The following is a 22,913-nucleotide window of genomic DNA, read 5'->3' as shown; positions in this document are numbered from 1 at the left end:
ATTACCCGAGGTCGAGCAGCGATCGTAGGGTCCGCGTTTTGACGCCGCATTCGGCGGCGAACTCGCAGGCCTCGCACTTCGAGCGGTTGGTCGTCCGCGCGGGCGGCCCATCCAGTTCTCGAACCGCTCGGAGCGCGCTCCGGTATCGGGCCTTCCGCTCGGTCGTCAGCTCGATCGACCGGATCACGCCGTAGGCCGGATACTCGAGCCAGGCCCGCTCGATCGATTCCTCGTGCTCCCAGGACAGCGCCTTGGCGGCCGCGACGGCGTGGACCGACTGCGGTTTCCAGACGCCGTTGTCGGGGGGTTCGCCGGAGGATATCAGGACCGGTTCGAGCGGGTCGGCGAGCACCTTGTGGACGATTCCGCGACAGTGGCGTCCGGTCGCCAGGCGGTCTCGCTCGCGAGGGTTCCGGAGGCGGTCCCACTGGTCAGTCTCTGCGTCCGCGTCCGCGAGTCGATCCCGCGTCGACGCCAGGCGGTCGCGATAGCGGCCCGGCGAGACGGCGATCGGTTCCCGCTCGAGGTCGTCCGGGGACGCCGCGAGCAACTCGTCGTACCTGATCGCGAGCGCGCGGATCGACTCGACCTCGGGCGGCGGCTCGCGTTCCTCCGCGGGTCGCGTGCGCTGATAGTAACACTTCCGCGGACAGTAGGCGGCGGTCCGCAGGTCGCTGAACGGAATCCGGTCGCGCATCACGGGTCGCCTGGCCGCCCTTTCCTATAAGAAGTCTCGCCGAAGCAGGTGGAGCAGCCGCGGACGAACGACGAGAGCGGGCGGCCAAGGGACCCTCGAAGCGGCGGCCGCGTCTGCGGGGGCGACGACGTGCTCTTGACCGACCGGTGGCCGAAGGACGCCGCGCTGTGCGACAGCGGTGGCGCCGTCCGTTCGGGAGACCGCAGCGCAAACGACTGGTGCTTAGAAATCGACGTCCGTCTCCATCCCCTCGGTGGCGTCCTCGAGGCCGTCCTCGCGGACGTCGGTCGTCATACGTTCGGAGAGTTCGGCGTCGGCGAGGATGCTGTCGAACTCGTCGCGGTAGCGGTCGTTGGCCGTCCGGGATTGGTCTTCCGCCCGGGCGACTCGGCGGTAGCACCGGATCTGGTCCTCGCTGACGTCGTACTCCGCGGCCAGGGTAGCGTCGTCCTCGTCGCGATCGCGGATCGCCGCCAGGTCGACCTCGTCGGCGTCGTCATCGCTCACGAGGTGCAGCGACATGCGAGCCTCGAAGACCTCGTCGGGGTCGATTCCCAGTTCGTCGGCGATCTCCTCGTCGCTGTGGTCGTCGTAGAACGAGTGGGCGACTGCGATCAACTCATCGTTCGAGAGGGGCGTGTCGAAGTCGTATCGCTCGCGCATCTGCTGGACGACGCTCTCGAGGCGTTCCTCGTCGGTTCGTTCGTCGCGTTCGAGGGAGCCGCGGGTGTTCTCCTGCGGTTCGGTGACCGTCTCCTCCCCGTCGGTGACGTCGGTAAAGATGTCTCGGAGCTCTTCAGTTTTCTCGTTCATGGGTGGACACTCCCGACGGGAGTCTATTTAAGCCTGTTGCCAGATCACATTGGGTACGGAATACTGACACGTACGACCATTATAAACGCTCAATCGGCTGAAAATTTTCGCATGACGGCGTCGGGGTAATCGGAAACGGGGCGTGACAAGAATTAAGTCACCGCCCTGCACGTCATTGAACATGAACACCATAGCACAATCGAACGTCGCGCGGGAGACGTACTGGGGGATCACCAGCGTCGAGTACGCGGTGTTCTACCTTCTGGCGTTTACCGCCATTGCCGTCTTCGTCGCCGGCGTCTACCGGCGGTTTTCCCGCTACGCCGAGGGCGACGACGACACCTTCCCGCGTCTCGACGAGTTCCCGAATCGCGTGGTGAACGCGTCGAAGATCGTACTCTCGAACGAGAAGCAGTTCAATAGGGACCTCTACGGCGGGTTGATGCACTCGTTTATCCTCTGGGGATTCCTGACGCTGTTCATCGCAACCTCGATTCTGGCCGTCGACGGCTACGTCTACGAGCCGATCTTCCAGGGCCACTTCTGGGAGGGTGACTTCTACCTCGCCTACCAGTTCATGGTCGACGCGATGGGCCTGCTGTTCGTCGTCGGCATCGGGATGGCGATGTACCGCCGCTACTGGGTCCGCAATCACCGCCTCTGGGACCGCCACACCTCCACCGAGGACGACGTCTTCATCTGGACGCTGTTCGGCCTCGGCGTCGGCGGCTTCCTCCTCGAGGGACTGCGCGTCTACAGCGCCGGGATTCCAGACCACGAGGCCGTCAGCTTCGTCGCCTACGGCATGGCGCTGGCCTTCGAGGCCGTCGGCCTCCCGACGCTGGGAGTCGACCAGGCGGGCCTGAACGCCGCCGGCCTCAACGCCGAGAACCTCCACTGGCTCGCCTGGTGGAGCCACTCGCTTTTGGCGTTCTTCTTCATCGCGTGGATCCCCTACGCGAAGCCGTTCCACATGCTCTCCTCGTTCGCGAACGTCGTCACCCGCGACGAGAAGGCCGGCCGGCGGCTGCCGAACGTCCCCTCGGATCTGGACGCGACCAACGCCGAGTCCATCGACGACTTCACCTGGAAGGAGATCCTCGACCAGGACGCCTGTACCAAGTGCGGCCGGTGTTCCTCGGTCTGTCCCGCGAAGGCCTCCGACCGCCCGCTGGACCCGCGTAACGTCATCCTCGACCTGAAGGCCTACCGCGAGGATCTCGACGCCGGCGGCGAGGAACAGCCGATCATCGCCGACGGCGGCACGAGCGTGATCAACGCGGAGACGATGGAGTCGTGCATGGCCTGTATGGCCTGCATGGACGCCTGTCCCGTCGAGATCGAGCACCTGAACAGCTTCACCCGGCTCAACCGCCAGATGACCGATCAGGGCGACGTCGCACCCAGTATGCAGGACGTCTTCCAGAACGTCATGCAGAACGGCAACACCTTCGGGAACTCGCCGCGCGACCGCGGCGACTGGACCGAAGACCTCGAGTTCGACGTCACCGACGCCCGCGAGGAGGAGGTCGACTACCTCTGGTACGTCGGCGACTTCCCGAGCTACGACGAGCGCAACAAGCAGGTCGCCCGCTCGCTGGCGACCATCCTCAACGAAGCCGACGTCAGCTTCGGCATCCTCTTCGACGACGAGAAGTTCGACGGCAACGATATCCGCCGCGTCGGCGAGGAACTGCTCTACGTCGAACTCGCCGGCCACCACGTCGAGACCTGGGAGGACTGCGAGTTCGACAAAATCGTCTGCACCGACCCCCACTCTTACAACACCTTCAAGAACGAGTATCCGGAGCTCAACTTCGACGAGTTCGCCGACGATCCGATGATGCCCTTCGAGTACGACGAACAGTGGAACGACGACGGCGAGATCGAGGTCTATCACTGGACTCAGGCCGTCGAGGAACTCGTCACGGAGGGCAAACTCGACCTGACCGGCACCGAACTCGACTACACGGTCACCTACCACGACCCCTGCCATCTGGGCCGGTACAACGACGAGTACGAGGCCCCGCGCGAACTCATCAGAGCAACGGGCTGCGAACTCGACGAGATGCCGCGCAACCGCGACAACTCCTTCTGTTGCGGCGGCGGCGGTGGCGGCCTCTGGATGGACTTCGAAGAAGAGCCCAAACCGAGCGAGGAGCGCCTCCGCGAGGCCTTAGAGGACACCGACGCCGGCCCCGACGTCGAGAAGTTCGTCGTCGCCTGTCCGATGTGCATGACGATGTACGAGGACGGCCGCAAGACCGGCGGCTACGAGGACGAGATCGAGATCGTCGACGTCGCCGAACTCATCGTCGAAGCGATCGACAAGGAAGACGAGGCGAAGGTCGAAGTCGCCGCCGACTGACGCCCGGCCCGCTCCGTTTCGGACCCGCTGTCGCCGTTTTCGTGTTCGGTTCTCGTTTCGAGAGCCGACGGCTCGCAATACTACTTCCGATCCCGCAAATTGTCGCGCGAACCATCCGAAAAACGACCGTCGCGCCGCGGTCAGTCGGACTGCCCGACTCGAGCCGTCGCGTTTCCTTCCGTGTCGGTGGCGACCTCACTCGCCGTTACCTCGCGGACGAACTCGACGAAGTTGTCGAAGACGAGTTTGGCCTGGCAGGCCCGCTGGTAGTTTTCCGCGGTGATCTCGGCGAGGACCGATTCGAGGCGCTCGTCGGAGAGTTCCTTGCGGTGGACGAGCTCGCGAGCGGTCTGCATGTCGTACTCGGGGTGGAACTGGACGCCGAAGACCCGATCCTTCCGGAAGCCGTGGTTCGAGTACTCGTTCTCGGCGATGGGCTCGGCACCAGGCGGGAGTTCGGCGACCTCGTCGGAGTGGCTGGTGAAGGCGGTGAACGTCTCATTGACCCCGTCGAATAGCCGCGACTCGCCGGTGTGCTCGATCTCGCTGTAGCCGACCTCGTAGACGCCCATATCCGCGACGGTGCCGTCGAGGACGTCGGCCAGCAGCTGGTGGCCCCAACAGACGCCGAGGCAAGGGATTCCGTGATCGATCGCCTGACCAACCCACTTCTTGACCGGCTGCATCCACTCTTCGTCCCAATAGACCGACGCCCGGGAGCCGGTGACGACGGCCCCGTCGTAGTCGAAGTCGTCGGGGACCTCCCCGTCGGCCGCGTCGAACTCCGCCAGCGAGGCGTCGAGTTCGCGCCGGAAGTTTCGCGTCGTGTTCTCGTCCCGATGGGCCGCGTTCAGGACGGCGATTCGGAGCTGACTCACGGAACGCTAGTGGCCACTCGAGACGCATAGACTTTCCGTCCCGCGCCGGCGTTGCCGCAACCGTTGACGACCAGGTCGGGATTTCCGTGGCCGTCGAGCGAACGGAATTCGATCACGGGCCAAAACGGGAATAGGAACGGGCACAGGGACGGCACGGTCACGGCCACTCCGCGACGGCTCACTCGAGATAGTACCGGCCGTCCGCGTCGCGGCGGGCTCGGTCGCCGGTATCGAACCAGCCATCCGCGAACTCGCCGCGATCGTCGGCCTCGTCGTAGTCCTCGCTTTGCAGCTCCGCGGACGCGTACCAGTTCTCGTCGTCGGTCCCCGCGGCGGTCACGTACCCGTCGGCGACCATCGGCCCCGAGAGCTGGAGCCGGCCGGTCGCCTGGCCATCCAGCACCGTCCCCTCGTCGTCGACCAGGCGGGCCTGGCAATCGGGGACCGGCCGACCGACAGCGGTGCCATCGGTCTCGGACGTGGATGCGGACGACCGCCCCTCGAATCCCTGGCTCAGCGCGGTCGGACACTCGAGGCGGCCGTAGACCTGGGCGACCGGCAGCTCCCGGTCGCGGTAGGCCGCGGTCACGTCCTCGGGGATCGGGCCCTCGCAGACGACCCGCTGGAGCGAGTTCGTGGCGTCCGCGAAGCCGGATTCGGCGGCGATGTCGCGGAGCGCCGTTTCGCGGCCGGCAAGCAGCGTCGCGTCCTCCTCGACGATAGCGGTCACGGCGTCGCCGGGATCGAAGGCCCGATCGAGCAGGAGCGTTCCCCCGGCGTACAGCACCGACAGCGCGACGCGAACGAGGGCGGCGGGCGTCGACAGCGGCCCGGTCAGCGGCGCCACGTCGTTGGCCGCGACGCCCCAGGCGACGACGCCCGTGACGCAGTTTCGCTCGACGGCGGCCGCGGAATAGCCCGCGAGCGGCCGACCCGTCTCACCGTGGAGGACCAGCAGCGGATTCTCCCCCGCTCCGCCCTCGCTCCGTCGGTCGTCGAAGTCCACCGATTCGCGGTCGGCCTCGGTCAATTCGTCGAGCGTCACCGACCGATCGAAGGGGATCGACCGCACGAGATCGCGCTGGGCCGCCTCGGAAACGACCAGGTCGGGCTCGAGGACGTCGAACGGACGCTCGACGGAGGCCGGCGTCAACAGGTGCGAGATCGGCGCGAACGTTGCGCCCAGTCGCCGACACGCGAAAAACAGCGCCAGCGAAGCGACCCGGTTTCGCGAGACGAGACAGACCGTGTCGCCGGGGCCGATATCGAGCGTCGCGAGCCGTTCGGCCGTCCGCGTCGCGATCGTCGACAGCTCCCCGTACGTGACGCGGTCGTCGTGAATCGTCTCCGCGGGCGCGTACAGCCGCTCCTCGGAGATATCGACGACCGCGGTCCGATCCGGGAAACGGTCGGCCCGGCGAGCCAGCGAGAGGGTCATAGCGGGCCCTCCCACGTTCGAACACGTAGTAGCCGGGGAGTCAGTCGCAAGCACGGAGGCGCGGTCGCGGAATCGGACTGCGTACCTGCTAGCGTTGGAGCACTCGTTATCCCGCTCCCGACGGTATCGTTCGTAATGACTCGGGGAGAGACCGATTTCGACCCGGAAGCCCCCGAACAGCGGGAGATCGGCCGGGAGATGGTCGATCAGAGCACCGGGCTCGGATCGGTGGCGGCGCACCTCTATCGCGGCGAGATCGAGCGGGTCACGACCTGGCGCGACCGGCTCGACCGGACGACCGACTGGGCGGTCACCGTCATGGCCGCGATCCTCGTCTACGCGTTCTCGAGCGACGGGACCTCCCACGCCATCTTGCTGGTCGGAATGCTCGTCATAGCCGTGTTCCTCGGGATCGAGGCGCGCCGGTACCAGAGTTACGACGTGTGGCGCTCGCGTGCGCGACTCCTGCAGGAGAACCTGTTCGCGAACGCGCTCGACCCGTCCGCCGGCGTCGAACGGCCGCGCTGGCGCGCGGAGCTGAGCGAGGACTACCGCAATCCGGCGATCAAGTTGCCGTATCGCGAAGCGGTCGGCCGGCGGCTCCGTCGGGTCTACCTCCCGCTGCTGACCGTCATGCTGGGCAGCTGGTTCTTTCGGATCGCGGCCTACTATCCCGACCAGACGTGGCTGGAAGCCGCGTCGCTGCCCGGGATCCCGGGACTGGCCGTGATGGGGTCTTTGATCGTCGGCTACGGACTCGCCGTCGGCGTCGCGGCCTGGCCGCGCGAGCGCCAGGCCAAAGGCGAGGTCGACGAGACGAACTACGGCGAGTGGAAGTCGTGAACGGGAACAAGCGCTGAAAGAGAACGGGAAAACTGGGTCTCTCCTGCCGTCGGAACGGCGACCGTTCCGACTCGTTCGCGAGACGGCAATCCGTCGTGCTTGAGACTGAGGTCAGAATAAGCCGCTGCCCTTCCTACGCTCCGCTCCTGTTCATCGCACTCGCCTCGTGAGAGACCGTTAGCTCCCGTCTCGCGGTGCTCGCTCGCCCTGACTTCCGCGACGTTCTCCGACGTGTTGATCTTGCAGGTATCGTACTCGGTTTCCCGATCAACACGGTGCGTACAGGCCAAGTGAGCCATATCGACGTGCACGAAGTCGACTGACGGTCGGAACCGCGCCACGCGTTTGCCAGTCGATCATCCGTTCCTCGAGCGTAGATGCGTACAGTCCAGAACATTCGACCGACGACTGCAGGCCTGCTCTGATTCGCTGCTCTTCACTACTACGCACTAGTTACCGATTTTGGTGATCGAATCCTGCTGTTTATATCCTGATTTTCTGAACCACATACAAAGATATCTTCTATCTATAATTGGATATAGACCACAATATTCACTTATAGGTAGGATTCCATCACTATATTTATTTCCTATGATTATTGTACAACCTAATTATGTCTAGTATCTTCAAGAATACTTAATTAATTTCTTATTATATATTCTATTGGATGTTGAAAAATACTAAAAAGGCGATACCTGCCATTACGGCAGGTATAGCGGCTCTTGCATCCGGTACCGCATCGGCAGATCAAGTAGAGTACGATAGCGATGACCATCAGTTCTACTATGATGATGACTGGAACTACGTCGACCACTGTTCCAGTGCAGCAGGAGATGATGAACTCACTACTCAAAGTACAGATACTCCAGTAGATGCTACGCAAGCTGCAACGATGAGTCTCAGTTATGATGACGCCAAAAACAAGGGAACGTGGTATTCCCCTCAATTCTGGTATCCCGCGACGGAAAACCACGAATTAGAGGTAGAATATTTCAGCAGTCCCACTGATACAAGCATCCGGATCACCGACTTACAGACAAGCCAACAGGGAACCGGTAGTCCCAGTGTTGATCCTGTTGCCGAGGCAGCACTGTCGTACCTGATCGACCTCGCCTCTTCAGCATCGAATCTCCCCCTGCCTGATCCGTTTAGCCTGATCGAAGACGAAGAATCGGTTACTAATGGGGCGAACACCACACAGCACAAGGTACGACAATTCAACGACAATCCTAGCGTTCAGGGTATTAACTGGTTAACTCACGTTAATACACCAACGAAAACTGGCTGGTATCGAATGGACGTTAACACGTCGGTGGACGCAGGATTCCGAATCGACTCGTCTCCGATTACCACCGATGATTCGAACAGGAACTTCCACGCAGCAGACTTCAATATTTACCGATAACCATGAAACGGAGAACGACCCTTGGCGCGATCGCGGGTGCAGTGGTGGGAACAGCCGGAATCGGGGCGGCACGCGGTGTCGCTGCTACTTCCACTTCTAGCGGAACAGATCGTGAAATCCCTCGACCCGTTACACTCTCCAGTGAGGCGATACAGCGTATCCAGACTCATGCGCAAGTTCAGCCCGCTACCAATATCGATCACGATGAACTGACGAATCCAGATGCTGTTAAACAAGCAAACCGGCAGCAAGCGTTGTTAGAGAAGAGTATTGCTGCTTCCGATGACTGGGATGCGCTTGTTGCAGCAAGGCAATCAACTGTCAGCGGGTATACCGTTGAAGGATATCAGAAGGCCGCATCCGGAACTATCACAGAAAATAGTATTAAGAACGAAGTAGCCGATGTGCGGTCGGCTATTGGCCGGGCAAAAAGAGCTCTGAAACGGCAACCGAAAAGTGACAAGTCACTCGTTGTCTTGGGTGAAGTACAGCATAGCCTAAACGCCGGGACAGACCACCTTGACCAGGTGCCGACGCTCTTTGAATCAGGAAAGCGATCAACGGAAACCAGTTTGGCACAAGCGTACAGTTCCGTCAAGGCAGCCTCAATGAGTGTGACTGACGCGGAACTAATCAACAGTTCTAACGCAGAAGTGTTTGGTGAGTCCACCTCTACTGGCTCTACTGGCCCGTCGGTGGAATACGATGCTGTGATTCCTACAGAGCGTAGTGAAATTGCTAAATCCTATGACTCGGACAGGTATGCATCAATCGCAGCGGAGTCTGCAGACGGCTATCGAAACCGAGCAAAAACCTTGGCAGAGCGAGGCTACGACGAAGCAGCTGTCATCAGTAGCCTGAAGGGCGATGCCATGATGGTCGCTGCAGATGAACTCACGTCTGTACCGAACCCGTGGACTACCGATCAGGGGGTAACAATTTCAGCAACAACCGAGAGTGCGGAGCGAGCGCGAGCGAGCGTCGAAGAAGCAACTGAAGAACGAACCGATGATCCTCTTTCGCTAGTCTTGCAGAATACAGCGTATGATCAGCAGCTATATGCGGATTCTATGCTTGAGCGATCCGAAGCCCAGCTCGATCCGGAAGAGACGGAATCGCTGGTCGTCTCACTAGCCAGCTATCAAACCGCAGAAGCGATCTCAAACTCACTCGACGAGATACTCGCATAGCCGGTCCGTAGTTGCTGTAGCGATGGCAGCAACCGAATTTTTCTCCGACGGAATTCGTGGGAACGCCTGATCTCGGTACTCACTCTTGGTAACTCGAGTATGCGGCGAGAGTGTTAGGCGCGGGACTGAAGAGCAGTCCGTTCTCGAAGGGGACGATAGGGATTCCAGACGAATGATCACTAGTCCATAACTGTTCCCCGTCCTCTACTGAACAGCAAATGAGGCTGTTCTCGGATTGAATGAGGACGGTAGGACCTGCAATAACTGGTTGATAAGCCGTATCCGGATCGCACGTTATCGACCAGCGTTCTTCGCCAGTTTCTGCCTCGAGACCATATAATGTCGTTTCGTCCGCAACGACAATGATGCCATCACTGACTGCTGGTGGTGACACTTCTTTTTCGGCGAGGCTCGTTGACCAGCGTCGTTCTCCGGTCCTGATATCGAACGCTGCAACATCATATGACGGATAACTTACGAGCAATACATCGTCCGTTCTCGCTAGTATCGATAGAATACGCGGCCCTTCGATTTTCCACTTCGTGGTCCCGTCTGTAGGGGATAGAGAATAAATTCCCTGTGCTGCGGATGAAGAGAGAGGGATGTACACGCCGGTTTCATCTACTGTTGGTGGTGCGGAAACAGCGCCCTCTGTCTGTTCGTCACCCAGCGTCCTCTCCCATCGAACGTCCCCATCTGACTCCTCGAGAGCGAATATTTCTCCCTTCCGACTACCACCATAGACAACTGATTGATGAATTGCCGGTGGAGCGGGGAGTGTGCCAGCTACTCGATGAGACCATCGTTCGGTTTCCTCGTAATCAAAGGAGCGAAGGTTCCCAGTCTGACCGTCTATACGGCATGTCGTAATAACGGAGTTCTCGCTTAGTACTGGCGGAGCAATCACAGGCGTCGAGAGTTCAACGCTACTCAGTATTTCACCGTCACCGAGTGATATCTGAGACAGAAAACCGCGTTCCATTTCTCGACGTCCGCCAGCGATAATTCGATTATCGATAACAGCAACGCCGGAGATCTCAGCGTTTGCCTCCAATTCCGTTCGCCAGTGAGTATCTCCCTGAGAGATGTTAGAAATGGACGTATTTGCACTAGTGTGTCGTGAGTCGTGACCGATCTGTTCCCAGTTGGAAGCGATAGGTGTGCTCGTCGGACGCGATTCGTCAGAACACCCCGCAATAATCGTGGAGAGTCCAACTCCAACACCTGCGAGATAGGTACGCCGCGAGGAGGGCATATCCATTCATACTCTGAGTGATAGATAAATGCTTTTTCATCACTCACATAGTTTCCCTCGATTTAAGAATCGGTATTCGGCGAATGTACGGTGCTTCGAGGTGGTATTCACGAGTCACGAGGAACCACTATTGTCGTCGGGAGTAGCCTACTGCATGTCCGACGATAGAGTTAGCACATCTCGTATACCGGTCACTCGTCGTCCTCGGTACGGTCCTCGAGGAATCCGAGCAACCGATCGTTGATCGTTCTGGAACGCTCGATGAAGCAGAGATGGCCGGTGTCCTCGATCTCGACGAACTCCCCGCGGGGAAGTCCCCGTGCCAGGTCCCGACCGGCCGACGGGGCGACCAGGCCGTCCGCGCCGCCGTGGAACACCCGCGTCGGTTGGGTGACCTCGACCAGCCAGTCGGTCGCGTCGAAGCCCTCGAGCGCGGCTGTCTGTGCCTCCCAGCCCGCTCGGTCGGCGTCGCCGTCGGCGCGCCAGTCGACGATGCCGTCGACGACGTCGGGCTGGGCGTCGATGAAGTCGTCGGAGAACCCGGCTTCGAGCGATTCTCGGAGCGCGTCCGGATCGTTCGGGGACGCGAAGAGGGGGTCGAGGTCGAACGCGGCGCCCTCGGCCGCGGTGCCGAACAGCGTCAGCGACGCCAGGCGGCTCGACGTCCGGGCCGCCGCGAGCGCGATCGCGCCGCCGAGCCCGCAGCCGACGAGGTGAGCGTCGGTGATCTCACACTCGGAGAGGACCGCCTCGAGGTCGGCGACGAGCGTCTCGAGGGCGTAGGGACCGTCGGGCGCGTCGGAGCGGCCGGTCCCCCGGAGATCCCAGACGACGGCCTCGTGGGGACCGGCGACGGCAGCGTGTTGCCAGCCCCACAGCCAGCCGCCGAGGCCGGCTTCGGGGACGAAGACCACTGAGTCGCCCTCGCCGGTGCGGTCGTAGTACAGCGAGACGGATCCGTTCGACGCAACGGGCATACGCGCATCAACTGACCGGAGCAAGGCGATAGTTTCGGTTCCCGAGCGCGACGGCCGTCAGCGGTGCGGTCCGGCGAAGGCGACCGCTCGCCGCGCGGGCGGCCCTCGAATCGTCGACGGAGTCGGCACGAACGAATCGGCTGCCGTCGAAGTCGGCGGCGTCTGGGCCGCGGCGTCGGACGAGATCCGTTCGCAAGGGGTCTCCGACCCGCGAATCGAGCGCGACCTCGGAACCCTGCAGGGAATGACGACCGGTGCCGGCGAGTCGATCGATTCCCTGCGAGCGCTGTACACCGATCCGGTCGGGACCGTCGCCGCAGTGCGGGAGATTCCCGGTGCCATCGCGAACCTCGACGCGATCATCGCGGCGATGCCCGAGTCGATCGAAACCCAACAACGCCGTAACAACCCGCACGATCCCGACACCGATCCGCAGCTGTACGAGTCCTACCGCCAGGGCTGGTACGAGGGCTACATCGCCTGGTTCGTCATCGAAAGTGCGGTTCCTTCTGGTGAAGCCGGCAAGGCCCTCAAGAGTTCCAAGCGCGTCCAAAAGACCGTCGATAAACTCAGCACATCACGGGTCCGACGCGCAGCCCAGCTGGCTGGTCGAGCGAGTCACACTGCAAAAGCCCCGGTCCGGTTTAGCCGGCTTCAGTTCTCGCGCGGTCTCTCCACCGGAATCGGCCTTACCCAAGAAGCCGGTGAAAACGTACTCAGCAGCGTATCAACGGTCGGCCAGCAGTATCGGGTGGCGAAACTTCTCGATCGTCACGACGTCGACGGTACTGATATCAACCGACTCGATGCAGATGAACAGTCAGCAGTTGGCAGGACAGTCGCCCGCGGCGGTGATGACACTGCTCGCGCTATGGCGAGTGGCGGACCAGGGCCGTTCGCCCGGGCCCACCAACTGGATATCGATGTCGACAAGGAAGCACTGGCCTCGAGTCTGGGGAGACATACGGACGAAGTTGGTTTCGCTGGTATCGAGCAGGTCGTCGATGATCTGGAAGGGCTTAAACGAGCCGACGTCGATAATATCGACAAACTCGCGAACGATTTAATCGCACCGGACATATCTAACTTCAAGGGAGCAGCGTTTGAAGCGCGATACGCGACGATCCGGAAACAGGACGTAGTCGCCGTCCAACAGTCGAATAGAGTTTCCAGTCGGCCAGGTGATATCGACGTTGTCACGTCCGAACAAGGAACTCGGGTCGGAAACGAGGTGAAGAATCGTAATTTCGATAGTTGGGACTTTGATGAGTTCAAAGGCTACGTTGGCGACGTTGACGCCGGCTACCAGCGTATCATCGAGAGCGACACCATCGATATCCAAGCGTACAAAATCGTATTCAACGAGAGACCACCCTCACAGTATCGAGAGTACATGGACGCCGAAGGAATCAACTACGAGTATGTCCAGGACTAAGATTACTCATGGAATTCGATATCGACTGTATTTGTGATGGTCCACCCGGCCCGACGCTCGCCCACCAGGTCCTGTATCTGCTGGTATCGCGAGGGTGTAAATACAACGTCGGGACGTATCCAGGACACTACGTAATCACTCGGCCGCAACCGGACGGAACGACGAGTCATACCGAAGACGAAGAGCGGGGCGAACTGACGGAACGGCTGCCGGAGATCGTCGACGAATACGCCTCCGGCGATCCCGGTTCGACCACGCTAACCGTCGGGTTGGGTGAAGCCGGCGACAAGCCGATGAGTTTCTCCGTGGCGTTCGTTCCAGTCGGCGACGACCGGACTATGATCTCGTTCAAAGCCGATACGGTCGATATCGAATCGGAATCCCACTTCCTCACCCTCTCTGAACACGTCGCGGAAATCTGTCGTCGGCTTGATGTGACATACGCAGCCTACCGAAGCGAACACATGGGTCCAACGCCCCGTGATTGGGATACTATCGTCGACACGGATCTCCAGCGGATCACGTATTTCGGTCCCGACCTGATCGACGAGATCGGCAGCAAACGGCTGCGCTCAGTCCCGGCGTACGAGGTAACCGAACTGGACGACGGGGGCGTATTCGTGATCGTTACTCCCGAACCGACCGGCGCAGACAACGCGCTCGAGACAGCTCGAGATCAGTTGTCTGAATGATACGCTAATGGAACCGATATCGGAGAAGAAATAACGATATTGCACCGATGACGGAGATTGAATACCAAGTATTGGAAAAGAAATAGAAGTATGGATATAGACTTCTACGGGATTTACTTCCCACGGCTAGAAACTCCGTCATCCGAGGAAATACGGCAAACTCTCGAGCGAGGATTCGAAGCAGGATGGACCACGACTCGGGATGGTGGTATCGACCGATCGATGTACAGTGATATATCGAGGGATCTGGTTCTCGATTGGAGGCCGACTGAGGAGGCCATCGACGAACTCGCAACGCGGAAACGCGGATCGATATCGATCTTTGGATCCAATTCCGATTTCGTTCTCAATGTCGCACCGTCGTGGGAACGGTACGGACTCCCCGAACTCGGCGGCGTGTCCCTGATCTGGGAGCGAGTTCATTTCCGCGAGAACGTGGCGGAGACGACGCAGGAAGCGTTCGATATCGCTGCGCTCGCGTACGACGAACTCGCACCACCGTTCGCGTTCTCCTATCTCCCGTATCGGGTCGAACGCGAAACGACTATCACCCGATCGGACCTCGAGGACGGTCGGCTTCCAGACATATTCTGGGTAATGTTCCTCTCCGAACCCGTTTGCGAACGATTCGGACGAGACCGATTACAGACGTCGCCTATCTGGAAAACTGAATCCCTTCCTGACGGCGGAATCGGAATCGTAGTTACGGCAGACCCGTATCAGTACTCCGAGGAGGAGAAAAACCACTTCAAAGATCACCTCGGTATTTGAGTCCGAATCCCGACACACTCGAGATCGACTCTCCCATCAGCGTTCGTTTCACTCGAGGAACCGGACGGCGAAACTACCGTCACGAGAGTCGCCGCCCTCGACGTCGACGGCGCGCTCGAGACGGAGCGACTGCTCGGTCGAACGTACGAACTCGAGAGGGAACTAGTCCGAACACTTCCGGGATACGACCGGCTGACCGAGACGGAGTGAGTCAACAGCGTCCGGACGAAGAACGGAAATCTGGCGGACCGGGCAGCGCTCGTTACGCGTCCTGAACCTGCCGCAACACGTCGGGCGCGTCCTCGAGCGCCGCGTCTAAGTCCTCGACGTTGGGGCCGCCGCCCTGGGCGAAGTCCGGCGGGCCGCCACCGCCGCCGCCGACGCGGCTGGCGAGTTCGCCGACGACCTCGCCGGCGTTGACGCCCACGTCGTCGGGGACGGCGACGACGAACTGGGCGCCGCTCTCGCCGCTGCCCAGCACCGCGATCTTGCCGTCCTCGACGAGGGCGTTCGCGGTCGCGCGCAGTTCGTCCATGTCGGCGTCAATCCGGTCGACGACCGCGGTCGTGTCGCCGACGTCGACCTCCTCGCCGCCGCCACCGCCGCCGGCGCGGGCCGCGGCGAGCTGTTCCGTGAGGTCTTCGATCTCCTTGCCTCGAGCCTTCCACTCCTCGAAGAAGCGTTCGGCGGTCTCGGGGACCTCCTCCGGCGAGACGTCGAGGATTTCGGCGGCCTCGTAGAGGGCGTCCTCTTTGACCTGCGTCGACTCGATCGCGGCCTCGCCGGCCGCGAACGTGATGCGCTCGACGCCGTCCTGAACGCGCTCGGTGTTCAGGACCTTGATCGAGCCGATGTCGCCGGTGCGGGCAACGTGGGTGCCGCCGCAGGCCTGGACGTCCTCGTCGACGTGGATCAGCCGGATTTGCTCGCCTGGCGGGATCCCGCCCTGGTAGAGGTCGAAGCCGTGCTCGGCCTCGGCGTCGTGGCGGTCGGGCCACTCCTGGGTGACCTGGGTGTTGTCCATCACGATCTCGTTGGCGACCGCCTCGATCTCCTTGACGGCCGCGCGGTCGATCCGGTCGTAGTGGCGGACGTCGATCCGCGAACTCTCGACGCCCTTCTGGGCGCCGGCCTGGCGAACGTGCTCGCCGAGCACCTGGCGGGCGGCGTGGATGACGATGTGGGTCGCCGTGTGGTGGCGCATGAGCTGGCGCCGGCGGCTGCCGTCGATCTGACCGTTGACGAGTTCGCCCTTACCGGGGTCCTCGTCGGTCCGGTGGAGGATGACGCCGTCTTCGATCTGGACGTCCTCGACTTCGACGGTTGTGTCGTCGGTCGAGAGCGTCCCCGTGTCCGAGGGCTGACCGCCGCCCTCGGGGTAGAACATCGTCTGGTCGAGGACGACGTCGTACCCCTCTTCGCGCTCGAAGACGTCCAGGACGACCGCCTCGAACTGGGTGCGCTCCTGATCGTCGTAGTAGAGCTTCTCCGTCTCGGGGAGGTCCGAGAAGCGCTCGTCCTCGTCCTCCTCGACCTCCTCGACGCCCTCGGGGGTGTCGTGGCGCTGGGCGACCAGGCTGTAGAAGTCGTCGGGGACGTCGACGTCGGCGCCGGCCTCTTCGGCGATCTCCGCGACCATGTCGGGCTGGATACCGTGGGAGTCGTAGAGCTCGATCAGCTCGTCGGTCGGGATCGGCTCGTCCTTTTTCGCGTACTCCTCGGCGAGCGACTCGACCCGGCGGCCGCCGCGTTCGAGGGTCTCGCGGTACTTCTCGACCTCGGTGCGGACGATGTCGCGAATCGTGTCGCGGTTCTCGTAGTCCAGACGCTCGGCCTGCATGTCGACGAGTTCGTCCAGCGGGGCGTCGACGCCGACGGTGTCACAGAGGCGTTTGGTGCGCCGGAGGACCATCCGCGCGAGGTAGCCCGTCCCGACGTTCGAGGGGACGATGCCGTCCCCGAGCATGTACGCGAGGGTGCGACAGTGGTCGGCGATCGCGTAGATGTCTTCGAGGGGCTCCATGAGGGTCTCGAGTTCGTCGACGTCGACGCCGAGTTCGTCGGCGATCTCGCCGCGGGCGGTCTCCATGTCCTCGGCCTCGTCGATGTCCATGTGGCCCGCGAGCTTCGCGGCGCGGTGGACCAGAGCCTCCTCTTCCTCGGTGTGTTCGAGCCCCGCGTTGTCCTTCAGGAACTCGATCATGTCGGGGTAGACCGCCTCGTAGACGGTCGGGGTCCCCTGGGACACCCACGTCCACCGTTCGAGGCCGTAGCCGGTGTCGACGATGTAGGTGTCCATGTAGGAGTAGCGGTTCCCGTCTTTCATCTCGAACTCGCCGTCGGGATCCTGCTCCATGCACATGAAGACCAGCGTGGCGAGTTCGACGCCGCGGTAGATGACCTCGATGGCGGGGCCGGCGTTGCCGCCGCCGACCCACGGGTCCTCGATGTAGATGACCTCGTCGAGATCGACGCCCATCGACTCGAAGAAGCCGTCGCAGAGCTCGACGGTGTGGTCCTTCCAGTAGACCTCGCCCTCGTAGGCGTAGTCCTCCTCGGCGTCTTCTCGCGTGTTGAACGCGTGGTGGGCCATCATCTCGAAGGCCATCGTGTGCCGACCGGTCTTGCCGACGTTGTCGATGTCCTGCATCCGGATGCAGGGCTGGGAGACCGTCAGCGGGTTGGCCGGCGGCGGCGTCTTCCCGCTCGTCACTAGCGGCTGAAAGTCGTAGATCGACGCCTGGGTCAGCAGGACGTCGTCGCGCCAGCGGTTCGCGGCGACGGGGTAGGGATCGATGCGTTCGTGGTCGTGGTCCTCGAAGTAGGAGAGAAAGGTCTCGCGCATCTCTTCGAGGCTGTACGATCCCTCGAAGCCCGAGTTGTCGATGAAGCCGTACTCCTCGCAGGGCGGCTCACCACAGGTCACCCGGTCGTGATCGCGCGTCCAGAAGTGAGCGCCACACTCCGGGCACTCCTTGCGCTCGAACCCTTCCTCCTCGAAGTACTCGAGGCGGTACTCGTCCGCCAGTTCGCTCATTACGCGTGTATTGGCCGTGCAGCGCGTAAAACAGTTCCGCAACCGTCGCCGCGACCCCATCGATCGCCGCGAACGCGATCGGTCCGAGTGTCACTTCCGAGCGGCCACGCCGATCGGGCGTCGATCGATCGGTCGTAACATTGATAACCTGCGGCTAAGTTTCTCGGGTTTAGAGAGGTAACGAATGGTGGGGACCGAACGGAGCGCCGCGGGCACGCGAGTGCCGCGGTCCGGTGGAAACGGCCGAACGGTGCCGACGGCGACCGCGACCGCGGACGGGAACAGGGCCGGAACCGAGCGACCGAGGAGGGGACGGAGGCGCCGGCGCTGAAATGCCGACGCGACGCTCCCTCCTCCGGAAGGTCGGGGTGACCGGCGTCGGAACGGCCGCCGGCGTCGCCCTCCTCCCGTCGCCGCCCGACGCGACCGATCCCAGCGGCACGGTCGAGGCCACCGAACCGCCCGCGGAGATCGCCGATTGGCTCGGCGAACCGATCACCGACGAGGACGACGCGCCGATCGGCCGCTATCACTACGAACCGACGAGCGACGGCTTCCGCCCGACCGCGCCGTTCAACGTCGTGCTCCTCCCCGAGGCCGACGGCGAGCGCGGCCTCGAACGGGTCATGTCCGTCCTCGACGACGAGGGCTGGGTGCGAAGCCCCGAGGAGTACACCAGGTTCGCCTGGGATCGAGAGACCGAAGCGTACGTCCGCCAGCAGGCCACGGCCGCCCAGACCTACTACGGAACCAGCGGCCGCCGTCACGTCCGGTGTTGGTCCTTCGAGAGCGTCGTCTCGATGCAGGCCCACGAGGACACCGGCGCGCGCCCGAAACACGGGATCGCCTCCTACCGGCGCGGCCGCGAGACCGTCGAAGCGATCTTCGAGGCCGCCGGCTGGCGAGTCTCGCCAGGCGCGATCAACCTGGCGAACGAGAAGGGGCCCGACCACGACGGGTTCGCGACCGTCATCACGGAGGGCCCCTGAGCCATGCGCACCGATACGGACGCCGACACCGCCGCCGACGGCCGCCTCCCGATCGACGCACGCGACCCCGCCGCGAGTACCCTCGGGAGGCTCGACCATCCCCTGCTCGGACGCGAGCCTCGGCGGACCGTGCTCGCGGTCGCGTACCTGGTCGGCCTGGTCGCGATGTTCTGCGCCAGCTACCTCGGGGCGCGGCTGACGATCGACGGCGTCGTGCTCGACGCGGCGTCGACGAGCGGCTTCGACGCGCTCAGCATGGTCTTCATCGCGTTCGTCTCGCTGACGCTGCTGGTCGTCGCGCCCTGCTACGCGCTCTGGAACGGCGGCCCGGCGCTGTCGTTCGCCCTCCCGCTGGTCCCGGTCGCCATGGGCGACGTCCTCAGCGGGGCGTACGTCCTCGATCTGGACGTCGCGATCGCCCTGACCGTCGGCGCCGGCGCGGCCGCGATCGCCCTCGCGGCCGACGACGCCAGGCGGGCCCGCTCGCTCCGGGACTGGCGGGTCGGCATCGACGAGGATCGGTTGCTGTTCGTCACCGCGAGCGCGATCGTCGCCGGCGTCGGCGTCGGCCGCTTCCTCGCCGCCGCGCCCGCCTACATCCGCGAGTGGTACGCGCCCGCCGGGGCTTGCTGGCTCCTGACCGGCGCCGTCGTCGGCGGCTACTGGCTAGCCTGGATCGGGACGGTCTGGCGGACCCGCGTCGATCAGTCCACCGCGGAAACGGAATCGACATCGTAACTCGGCCGTCGAACGCGGACGGCGATGGGGCGCGCTCGAACGTCCTGTAAGATGTCTAACTGGCCGGCGCTCACCCGTCGAGCCGTACAGCAGAGTTTTATCGCGGGAGCACAGTCTCGTCAGACGGACAAACCGGAATGACGAACCCGACGACCTCGCGACCGCGGACGGTGCTCTACGTGGCCGCCACGGAGGCGGCCGCCAGCGACGGCGCCGCCGCGCTCGAACGCGCGGAATCGGGGTCCGAGCGGGCGGTGCAGCCGATCAGTTCGGTCGAACGGGTCCGCAACTGGGCCCCGGAGACCGACTGCGTCGTCTTCGCCGAGACCCCGACGACCGCCGCGGGGGCGACCCTGCTCGACGTGATCGCGGCCTGCGGAGAGACGCCGCTGGTGCTCTTTACCGACGCGTCGTACGCGCCGACGGCGGCCCGCTCGACCGACGGCATCGACGGCTACGTCCGCCGGGACACCGACGACGCCGTGTCCCACCTCGCCGACGAGATCGAGTGGGTGTGCCACGACCGCGGCGTCGAAGACGGGCCCGAGAGCGAAGCCGCGACCGACGGCATCGGTGACGACGAACCGGTCGCGGCGACCGGCGAGACGGCAGCGCCCCCTGATCCCGCCGGCCGCCTGCTCGGGTCGACCCCCGACCTGGCGGCCTGTCGCGATCGAGAGGAGTTGTTCGATCTGGTCGTCGCGAGCGCGGCCGACGCCCTCGACTGCGAGTACTGCTGGCTGTCGACGGTCCACTTCGGGGAGTTCGCGCTGCGGGCGACCGGGCCGGCGACCCCGGACGATATCGACCCGGCGTCCCGCGAGGACCCGCTCGACGAGGTGCTCCGGAGCGGCGACCCGCTTCGAATCGACGACCTCGCCGATGACGATCGGCTTTCGGTGTCGATCGATGCGGCCGCGTCGCTGTGTTGCGTCCCCGTCGGCGACGTCGGGGTGTTGCAGGTCGCCACCGAGGTACCGGACGCGTTCGACGAGCGCGACTGCGAACTGCTCGCCGAGTGGGGTCGCGCCGCCGCCGCCGTCCTCGAACGGCTCGACGACGCGGCCGGCGAGAGCGCGGAGCGAGAGCGGCTCCGCCGGGAACTGGATCGACTCCGAGCGGAGCGAGATCGCGTCGCCGACGAACGCGACCGGTTCCGACGGCTGTTCGCGAACGGGCCGGAGCCGGCGGTCCGCTACGAGATCGACGACGACCGCCCCGTCATCCGGGACGTCAACGACGCCTTCACCGAGGTTTTCGATACCGATCCCGAGGCGATCGTCGGCGATCCCGTCGACGAGTCTCCCGTCCCGCCTGGCTTCGAGCACCGGCGGGCGACGCTAATCGACTCGATTCGTGCGGGCGAACGCCGCCAGGTCGTCAGCCGCCGCGAGACTGTCGACGGCGTCCGCGAGTTCCTGCTCACGCTGGTGCCGCTCGAAGCGACCGCGGACCGGGACAGAGACGGGGCCGACGCCAGCGACGGCGACAGGGCTGGTGGCGACCTCGCTCCGGCGGGACTGATCGTCTACAGCGACGTCACCGAAGCGAACCGCCGCGAACGGGAACTGGCCGCCGCGACGGAGCGCCTGGCGACCATCGCGGACCGGATCGAGGCGGACGTCCGCACTCCCTTGAACGTCGCCCGCGAGTACCTCGAACTCGCCGAGGAGACGGGCGACCGGGAGCACTTCGCTGCGGTCGAGGACGCCCAGGAGACGGTGCGCGAGCGCGTCGAACGACTGCTGGCGATCGCGGGCGAAGAGGACGTCCTCGTCGAGACCGAACCCGTCGCGGTTCACGACGTCGCGCGCCAGGCCTGGCTCGCCGTCGAGACCGGCGACGCGCGACTCGTCACTCGGGCGGCGGAGAACCGGGTCGTCGACGCGGACAAGACGCAGCTGCGGGAGCTGTTTGAGCACCTCATACAGGCCGTCATCGAGGGCGAAGACGGGGGCGGGAGCGGGAGCGAGGGCGAGGACGGCAGCGAGGGCAACGACTCGCCCGCGGTCACCGTCGGCGCGACCGACGACGGCTTCTACGTCGTCAGGCGCGACCCGAACGTCTCGGCGATCGAGACGGAAACCGGTCCGGGATCCGAGGCGAATCCCGTTCCCGGTCGCCTGGCCGCGACCAACGGCACCGGGTCCGGGCTCGACACCGTCGAACGTATCGCCGCCGCTCACGGGTGGAGCGTCGGCGTCGCCGAGGACGACGGCCGCATCGCGTTTGCGTTTCGCGGCGTGGACTCGGTCGACGGCGAGTAACGGAGACGCAGCGGCGGCTCAGTAACGGGTCACTCGTTCTCGAGCGCCAGCGACGCCAGCATCGCCTCGAGTTGCAGGCGCTCGTTCGCGCCCTCGGTGATCCGGTAGTCGACTTCGCCGAGGCGCTCGAGCAGTCGGACGGTGGCCTGTTCGGGGAGGTCGAACTCCCAGGCCGAGCGGTGGAGCTGATCGATGACGTCGCCGCCGGCGAGCCCGCGGTCGGTCAGCAGGTCTTCGAGGGCGGCGCGGGCGGCGGTGAAGTCGCCGTCGATGGCGTGTTCGACCATCGCCTCGACCTCCTCCGGGCGGGCCGTGGCGGTGATCGCGAAGACGGTTTCCTCGTCGACGGTCTCACCCATGACGGCCGCGGCCTGGAGGCTGTTGATCGCCTTTCGCATGTCGCCGTCGGCCGCGTAGACGAGGGCGTCGACGCCGTCGTCGGTTACCTCGATGCCCTCGTTGGCCGCGATCTCGCGGACCTGGGCCTCGATGGCGTCCTCGGTGAGTTCGGTAAAGCGGAAGACGGCACAGCGAGACTGGATGGGGTCGATGATCTGGCTCGAGTAGTTACACGAGAGGATAAAGCGCGTGTTGTTCGAGAACTGCTCCATCGTCCGGCGCAGCGCGGACTGGGCGTCGGAGGTCAGCGCGTCGGCCTCGTCCAGGAAGATGATGCGGTGGTCGTAGCCGCCGAACGAGGAGCGCGCGAAGTCCTTGATGCGGTCACGGACGACGTCGATCCCGCGCTGGTCGGAGGCGTTGAGTTCGAGGAAGTTCTCCCGCCAGTCGTCGTCGTAGATTTCGCGGGCGATCGCCTGCGCGGCGGTGGTCTTCCCGGTGCCTGCCGGTCCCGCGAACATGAGGTGGGGCAGGTCGTCCTGCTCGACGTACCGCTGCAGGCGCGGGACGATGTTCTCGTGACCCTTGATGTCGTCGAGCCGCTCCGGGCGATACTTTTCGATCCAGACTTCGGTCCGCCCCGGCGTGGGATCTGCCGCCTCGGCGTCGGTGTCCATGTCGGCCTCGGCCTCGCTCATACCGGTGGAAGGAGCGGCCGCAAGATAAATCGCCCGAAGGACGTTCTCGACGGCGTCGGACCGGTACGGTTCTTGACGTCTAG

18 protein-coding genes are annotated in these 22,913 nt (G+C 63.7%); 10 read left to right on the top strand and 8 right to left on the bottom strand.

Annotated elements, in window-relative coordinates; translation table 11 throughout:
• Window position 1 precedes the first annotated feature (1 nt).
• On the bottom strand, window positions 2-697 hold the full coding sequence (locus BMY29_RS17265; protein ID WP_394297059.1) for a CRISPR-associated protein Cas4: 696 nt from the start codon (window positions 695-697) through the stop codon (window positions 2-4).
• Window positions 698-919: 222 nt separating this feature from the next.
• Window positions 920-1,510 carry a hypothetical protein gene (locus BMY29_RS17260; protein ID WP_049989435.1) on the bottom strand — a complete coding sequence of 197 codons (591 nt, stop codon included), beginning with the start codon at window positions 1,508-1,510 and terminating at the stop codon, window positions 920-922.
• Window positions 1,511-1,691: 181 nt separating this feature from the next.
• Between BMY29_RS17260 and BMY29_RS17255 the strand changes: the two genes are divergently transcribed.
• Window positions 1,692-3,878 carry a (Fe-S)-binding protein gene (locus BMY29_RS17255; protein ID WP_049989436.1) on the top strand — a complete coding sequence of 729 codons (2,187 nt, stop codon included), beginning with the start codon at window positions 1,692-1,694 and terminating at the stop codon, window positions 3,876-3,878.
• A gap of 140 nt (window positions 3,879-4,018) precedes the next feature.
• Here the strand turns inward: BMY29_RS17255 and BMY29_RS17250 are convergent, their stop codons facing one another.
• Both BMY29_RS17250 and BMY29_RS17245 read right to left on the bottom strand, forming a co-directional pair.
• The gene (locus tag BMY29_RS17250; protein WP_049989437.1) at window positions 4,019-4,756 is read right to left on the bottom strand and encodes a type 1 glutamine amidotransferase; all 738 of its coding nucleotides are present in this window, start codon (window positions 4,754-4,756) and stop codon (window positions 4,019-4,021) included.
• 178 nt (window positions 4,757-4,934) lie between these two features.
• Window positions 4,935-6,194: a class I adenylate-forming enzyme family protein gene (locus BMY29_RS17245; protein WP_049989438.1), complete on the bottom strand. Its 1,260-nt coding sequence runs from the start codon at window positions 6,192-6,194 to the stop codon at window positions 4,935-4,937.
• A 135-nt stretch (window positions 6,195-6,329) separates the two neighbouring features.
• On the opposite strand from BMY29_RS17245, the gene BMY29_RS17240 reads away from it, so the two are divergent.
• From BMY29_RS17240 to BMY29_RS20715, 3 genes are all read left to right on the top strand, one after another.
• Window positions 6,330-7,037 (top strand): DUF2270 domain-containing protein, encoded by a 708-nt coding sequence (locus BMY29_RS17240; RefSeq protein WP_049989439.1) that lies wholly within the window; start codon window positions 6,330-6,332, stop codon window positions 7,035-7,037.
• 667 nt (window positions 7,038-7,704) lie between these two features.
• Window positions 7,705-8,442 carry a hypothetical protein gene (locus BMY29_RS20720; RefSeq protein WP_143067733.1) on the top strand — a complete coding sequence of 246 codons (738 nt, stop codon included), beginning with the start codon at window positions 7,705-7,707 and terminating at the stop codon, window positions 8,440-8,442.
• Window positions 8,443-8,444: 2 nt separating this feature from the next.
• Entirely contained in the window at window positions 8,445-9,632 is a 1,188-nt protein-coding gene (locus BMY29_RS20715; RefSeq protein WP_160290089.1) for a hypothetical protein, read from the top strand.
• 79 nt (window positions 9,633-9,711) lie between these two features.
• Here BMY29_RS20715 and BMY29_RS17235 read toward each other — a convergent pair whose 3' ends face one another.
• Window positions 9,712-10,887 carry an outer membrane protein assembly factor BamB family protein gene (locus BMY29_RS17235; RefSeq protein ID WP_177179249.1) on the bottom strand — a complete coding sequence of 392 codons (1,176 nt, stop codon included), beginning with the start codon at window positions 10,885-10,887 and terminating at the stop codon, window positions 9,712-9,714.
• A gap of 191 nt (window positions 10,888-11,078) precedes the next feature.
• Window positions 11,079-11,864 (bottom strand): alpha/beta fold hydrolase, encoded by a 786-nt coding sequence (locus BMY29_RS17230; protein ID WP_049989440.1) that lies wholly within the window; start codon window positions 11,862-11,864, stop codon window positions 11,079-11,081.
• A gap of 244 nt (window positions 11,865-12,108) precedes the next feature.
• On the opposite strand from BMY29_RS17230, the gene BMY29_RS21485 reads away from it, so the two are divergent.
• The 3 genes from BMY29_RS21485 (at window position 12,109) to BMY29_RS17210 (ending at window position 14,762) form a co-directional block, all read left to right on the top strand.
• Window positions 12,109-13,299, top strand: a complete 1,191-nt coding sequence (locus tag BMY29_RS21485) for a hypothetical protein (RefSeq protein ID WP_049989442.1) — start codon at window positions 12,109-12,111, stop codon at window positions 13,297-13,299.
• Between the two features lie 8 nt (window positions 13,300-13,307).
• The gene (locus BMY29_RS17215) at window positions 13,308-13,991 is read left to right on the top strand and encodes a hypothetical protein (protein ID WP_049989443.1); all 684 of its coding nucleotides are present in this window, start codon (window positions 13,308-13,310) and stop codon (window positions 13,989-13,991) included.
• 90 nt (window positions 13,992-14,081) lie between these two features.
• Entirely contained in the window at window positions 14,082-14,762 is a 681-nt protein-coding gene (locus tag BMY29_RS17210; RefSeq protein WP_143067731.1) for a hypothetical protein, read from the top strand.
• Window positions 14,763-15,024: 262 nt separating this feature from the next.
• Here BMY29_RS17210 and alaS read toward each other — a convergent pair whose 3' ends face one another.
• On the bottom strand, window positions 15,025-17,799 hold the full coding sequence (gene alaS, locus BMY29_RS17205) for an alanine--tRNA ligase (RefSeq protein ID WP_049989445.1): 2,775 nt from the start codon (window positions 17,797-17,799) through the stop codon (window positions 15,025-15,027).
• 332 nt (window positions 17,800-18,131) lie between these two features.
• On the opposite strand from alaS, the gene BMY29_RS17200 reads away from it, so the two are divergent.
• The 3 genes from BMY29_RS17200 to BMY29_RS17190 all read left to right on the top strand — a co-directional run bounded on the left by BMY29_RS17200 (window position 18,132) and on the right by BMY29_RS17190 (window position 21,793).
• Window positions 18,132-18,788 carry a twin-arginine translocation signal domain-containing protein gene (locus BMY29_RS17200; RefSeq protein WP_049989446.1) on the top strand — a complete coding sequence of 219 codons (657 nt, stop codon included), beginning with the start codon at window positions 18,132-18,134 and terminating at the stop codon, window positions 18,786-18,788.
• Between the two features lie 3 nt (window positions 18,789-18,791).
• The gene (locus BMY29_RS17195; protein ID WP_241471263.1) at window positions 18,792-19,526 is read left to right on the top strand and encodes a hypothetical protein; all 735 of its coding nucleotides are present in this window, start codon (window positions 18,792-18,794) and stop codon (window positions 19,524-19,526) included.
• A gap of 137 nt (window positions 19,527-19,663) precedes the next feature.
• A complete protein-coding gene (locus BMY29_RS17190; RefSeq protein WP_049989447.1) occupies window positions 19,664-21,793 on the top strand; it encodes a GAF domain-containing protein in 2,130 nt (709 codons plus the stop codon).
• A 29-nt stretch (window positions 21,794-21,822) separates the two neighbouring features.
• Here the strand turns inward: BMY29_RS17190 and BMY29_RS17185 are convergent, their stop codons facing one another.
• Complete coding sequence (locus tag BMY29_RS17185; protein ID WP_049989448.1) at window positions 21,823-22,830, bottom strand: replication factor C small subunit; 1,008 nt, start codon at window positions 22,828-22,830, stop codon at window positions 21,823-21,825.
• Between the last annotated feature and the right edge of the window lie 83 nt (window positions 22,831-22,913).

The organism is Natrinema salifodinae (assembly GCF_900110455.1).
Taxonomy (GTDB): Archaea; Halobacteriota; Halobacteria; order Halobacteriales; family Natrialbaceae; genus Natrinema; species Natrinema salifodinae.
The sequence above is the reverse complement of the archived record's forward strand: the minus strand, read 5'-3'. Positions and strand labels throughout refer to the sequence as shown.

Excerpts from the sequence above, each read along its gene's own strand:
- BMY29_RS17235 (WP_177179249.1), bottom strand. The coding sequence starts at position 10,887 with ATGCCCTCCTCGCGGCGTACCTATCTCGCAGGTGTTGGAGTTGGACTC.
- BMY29_RS17260 (WP_049989435.1), bottom strand. The coding sequence starts at position 1,510 with ATGAACGAGAAAACTGAAGAGCTCCGAGACATCTTTACCGACGTCACC.
- BMY29_RS17240 (WP_049989439.1), top strand. The coding sequence starts at position 6,330 with ATGACTCGGGGAGAGACCGATTTCGACCCGGAAGCCCCCGAACAGCGG.
- BMY29_RS17200 (WP_049989446.1), top strand. The coding sequence starts at position 18,132 with ATGCCGACGCGACGCTCCCTCCTCCGGAAGGTCGGGGTGACCGGCGTC.
- BMY29_RS17230 (WP_049989440.1), bottom strand. The coding sequence starts at position 11,864 with ATGCCCGTTGCGTCGAACGGATCCGTCTCGCTGTACTACGACCGCACC.
- BMY29_RS20715 (WP_160290089.1), top strand. The coding sequence starts at position 8,445 with ATGAAACGGAGAACGACCCTTGGCGCGATCGCGGGTGCAGTGGTGGGA.
- BMY29_RS17255 (WP_049989436.1), top strand. The coding sequence starts at position 1,692 with ATGAACACCATAGCACAATCGAACGTCGCGCGGGAGACGTACTGGGGG.
- BMY29_RS17210 (WP_143067731.1), top strand. The coding sequence starts at position 14,082 with ATGGATATAGACTTCTACGGGATTTACTTCCCACGGCTAGAAACTCCG.
- alaS (WP_049989445.1), bottom strand. The coding sequence starts at position 17,799 with ATGAGCGAACTGGCGGACGAGTACCGCCTCGAGTACTTCGAGGAGGAA.
- BMY29_RS17190 (WP_049989447.1), top strand. The coding sequence starts at position 19,664 with ATGACGAACCCGACGACCTCGCGACCGCGGACGGTGCTCTACGTGGCC.
- BMY29_RS20720 (WP_143067733.1), top strand. The coding sequence starts at position 7,705 with ATGTTGAAAAATACTAAAAAGGCGATACCTGCCATTACGGCAGGTATA.
- BMY29_RS17265 (WP_394297059.1), bottom strand. The coding sequence starts at position 697 with ATGCGCGACCGGATTCCGTTCAGCGACCTGCGGACCGCCGCCTACTGT.
- BMY29_RS17215 (WP_049989443.1), top strand. The coding sequence starts at position 13,308 with ATGGAATTCGATATCGACTGTATTTGTGATGGTCCACCCGGCCCGACG.
- BMY29_RS21485 (WP_049989442.1), top strand. The coding sequence starts at position 12,109 with ATGACGACCGGTGCCGGCGAGTCGATCGATTCCCTGCGAGCGCTGTAC.
- BMY29_RS17185 (WP_049989448.1), bottom strand. The coding sequence starts at position 22,830 with ATGAGCGAGGCCGAGGCCGACATGGACACCGACGCCGAGGCGGCAGAT.
- BMY29_RS17195 (WP_241471263.1), top strand. The coding sequence starts at position 18,792 with ATGCGCACCGATACGGACGCCGACACCGCCGCCGACGGCCGCCTCCCG.
- BMY29_RS17245 (WP_049989438.1), bottom strand. The coding sequence starts at position 6,194 with ATGACCCTCTCGCTGGCTCGCCGGGCCGACCGTTTCCCGGATCGGACC.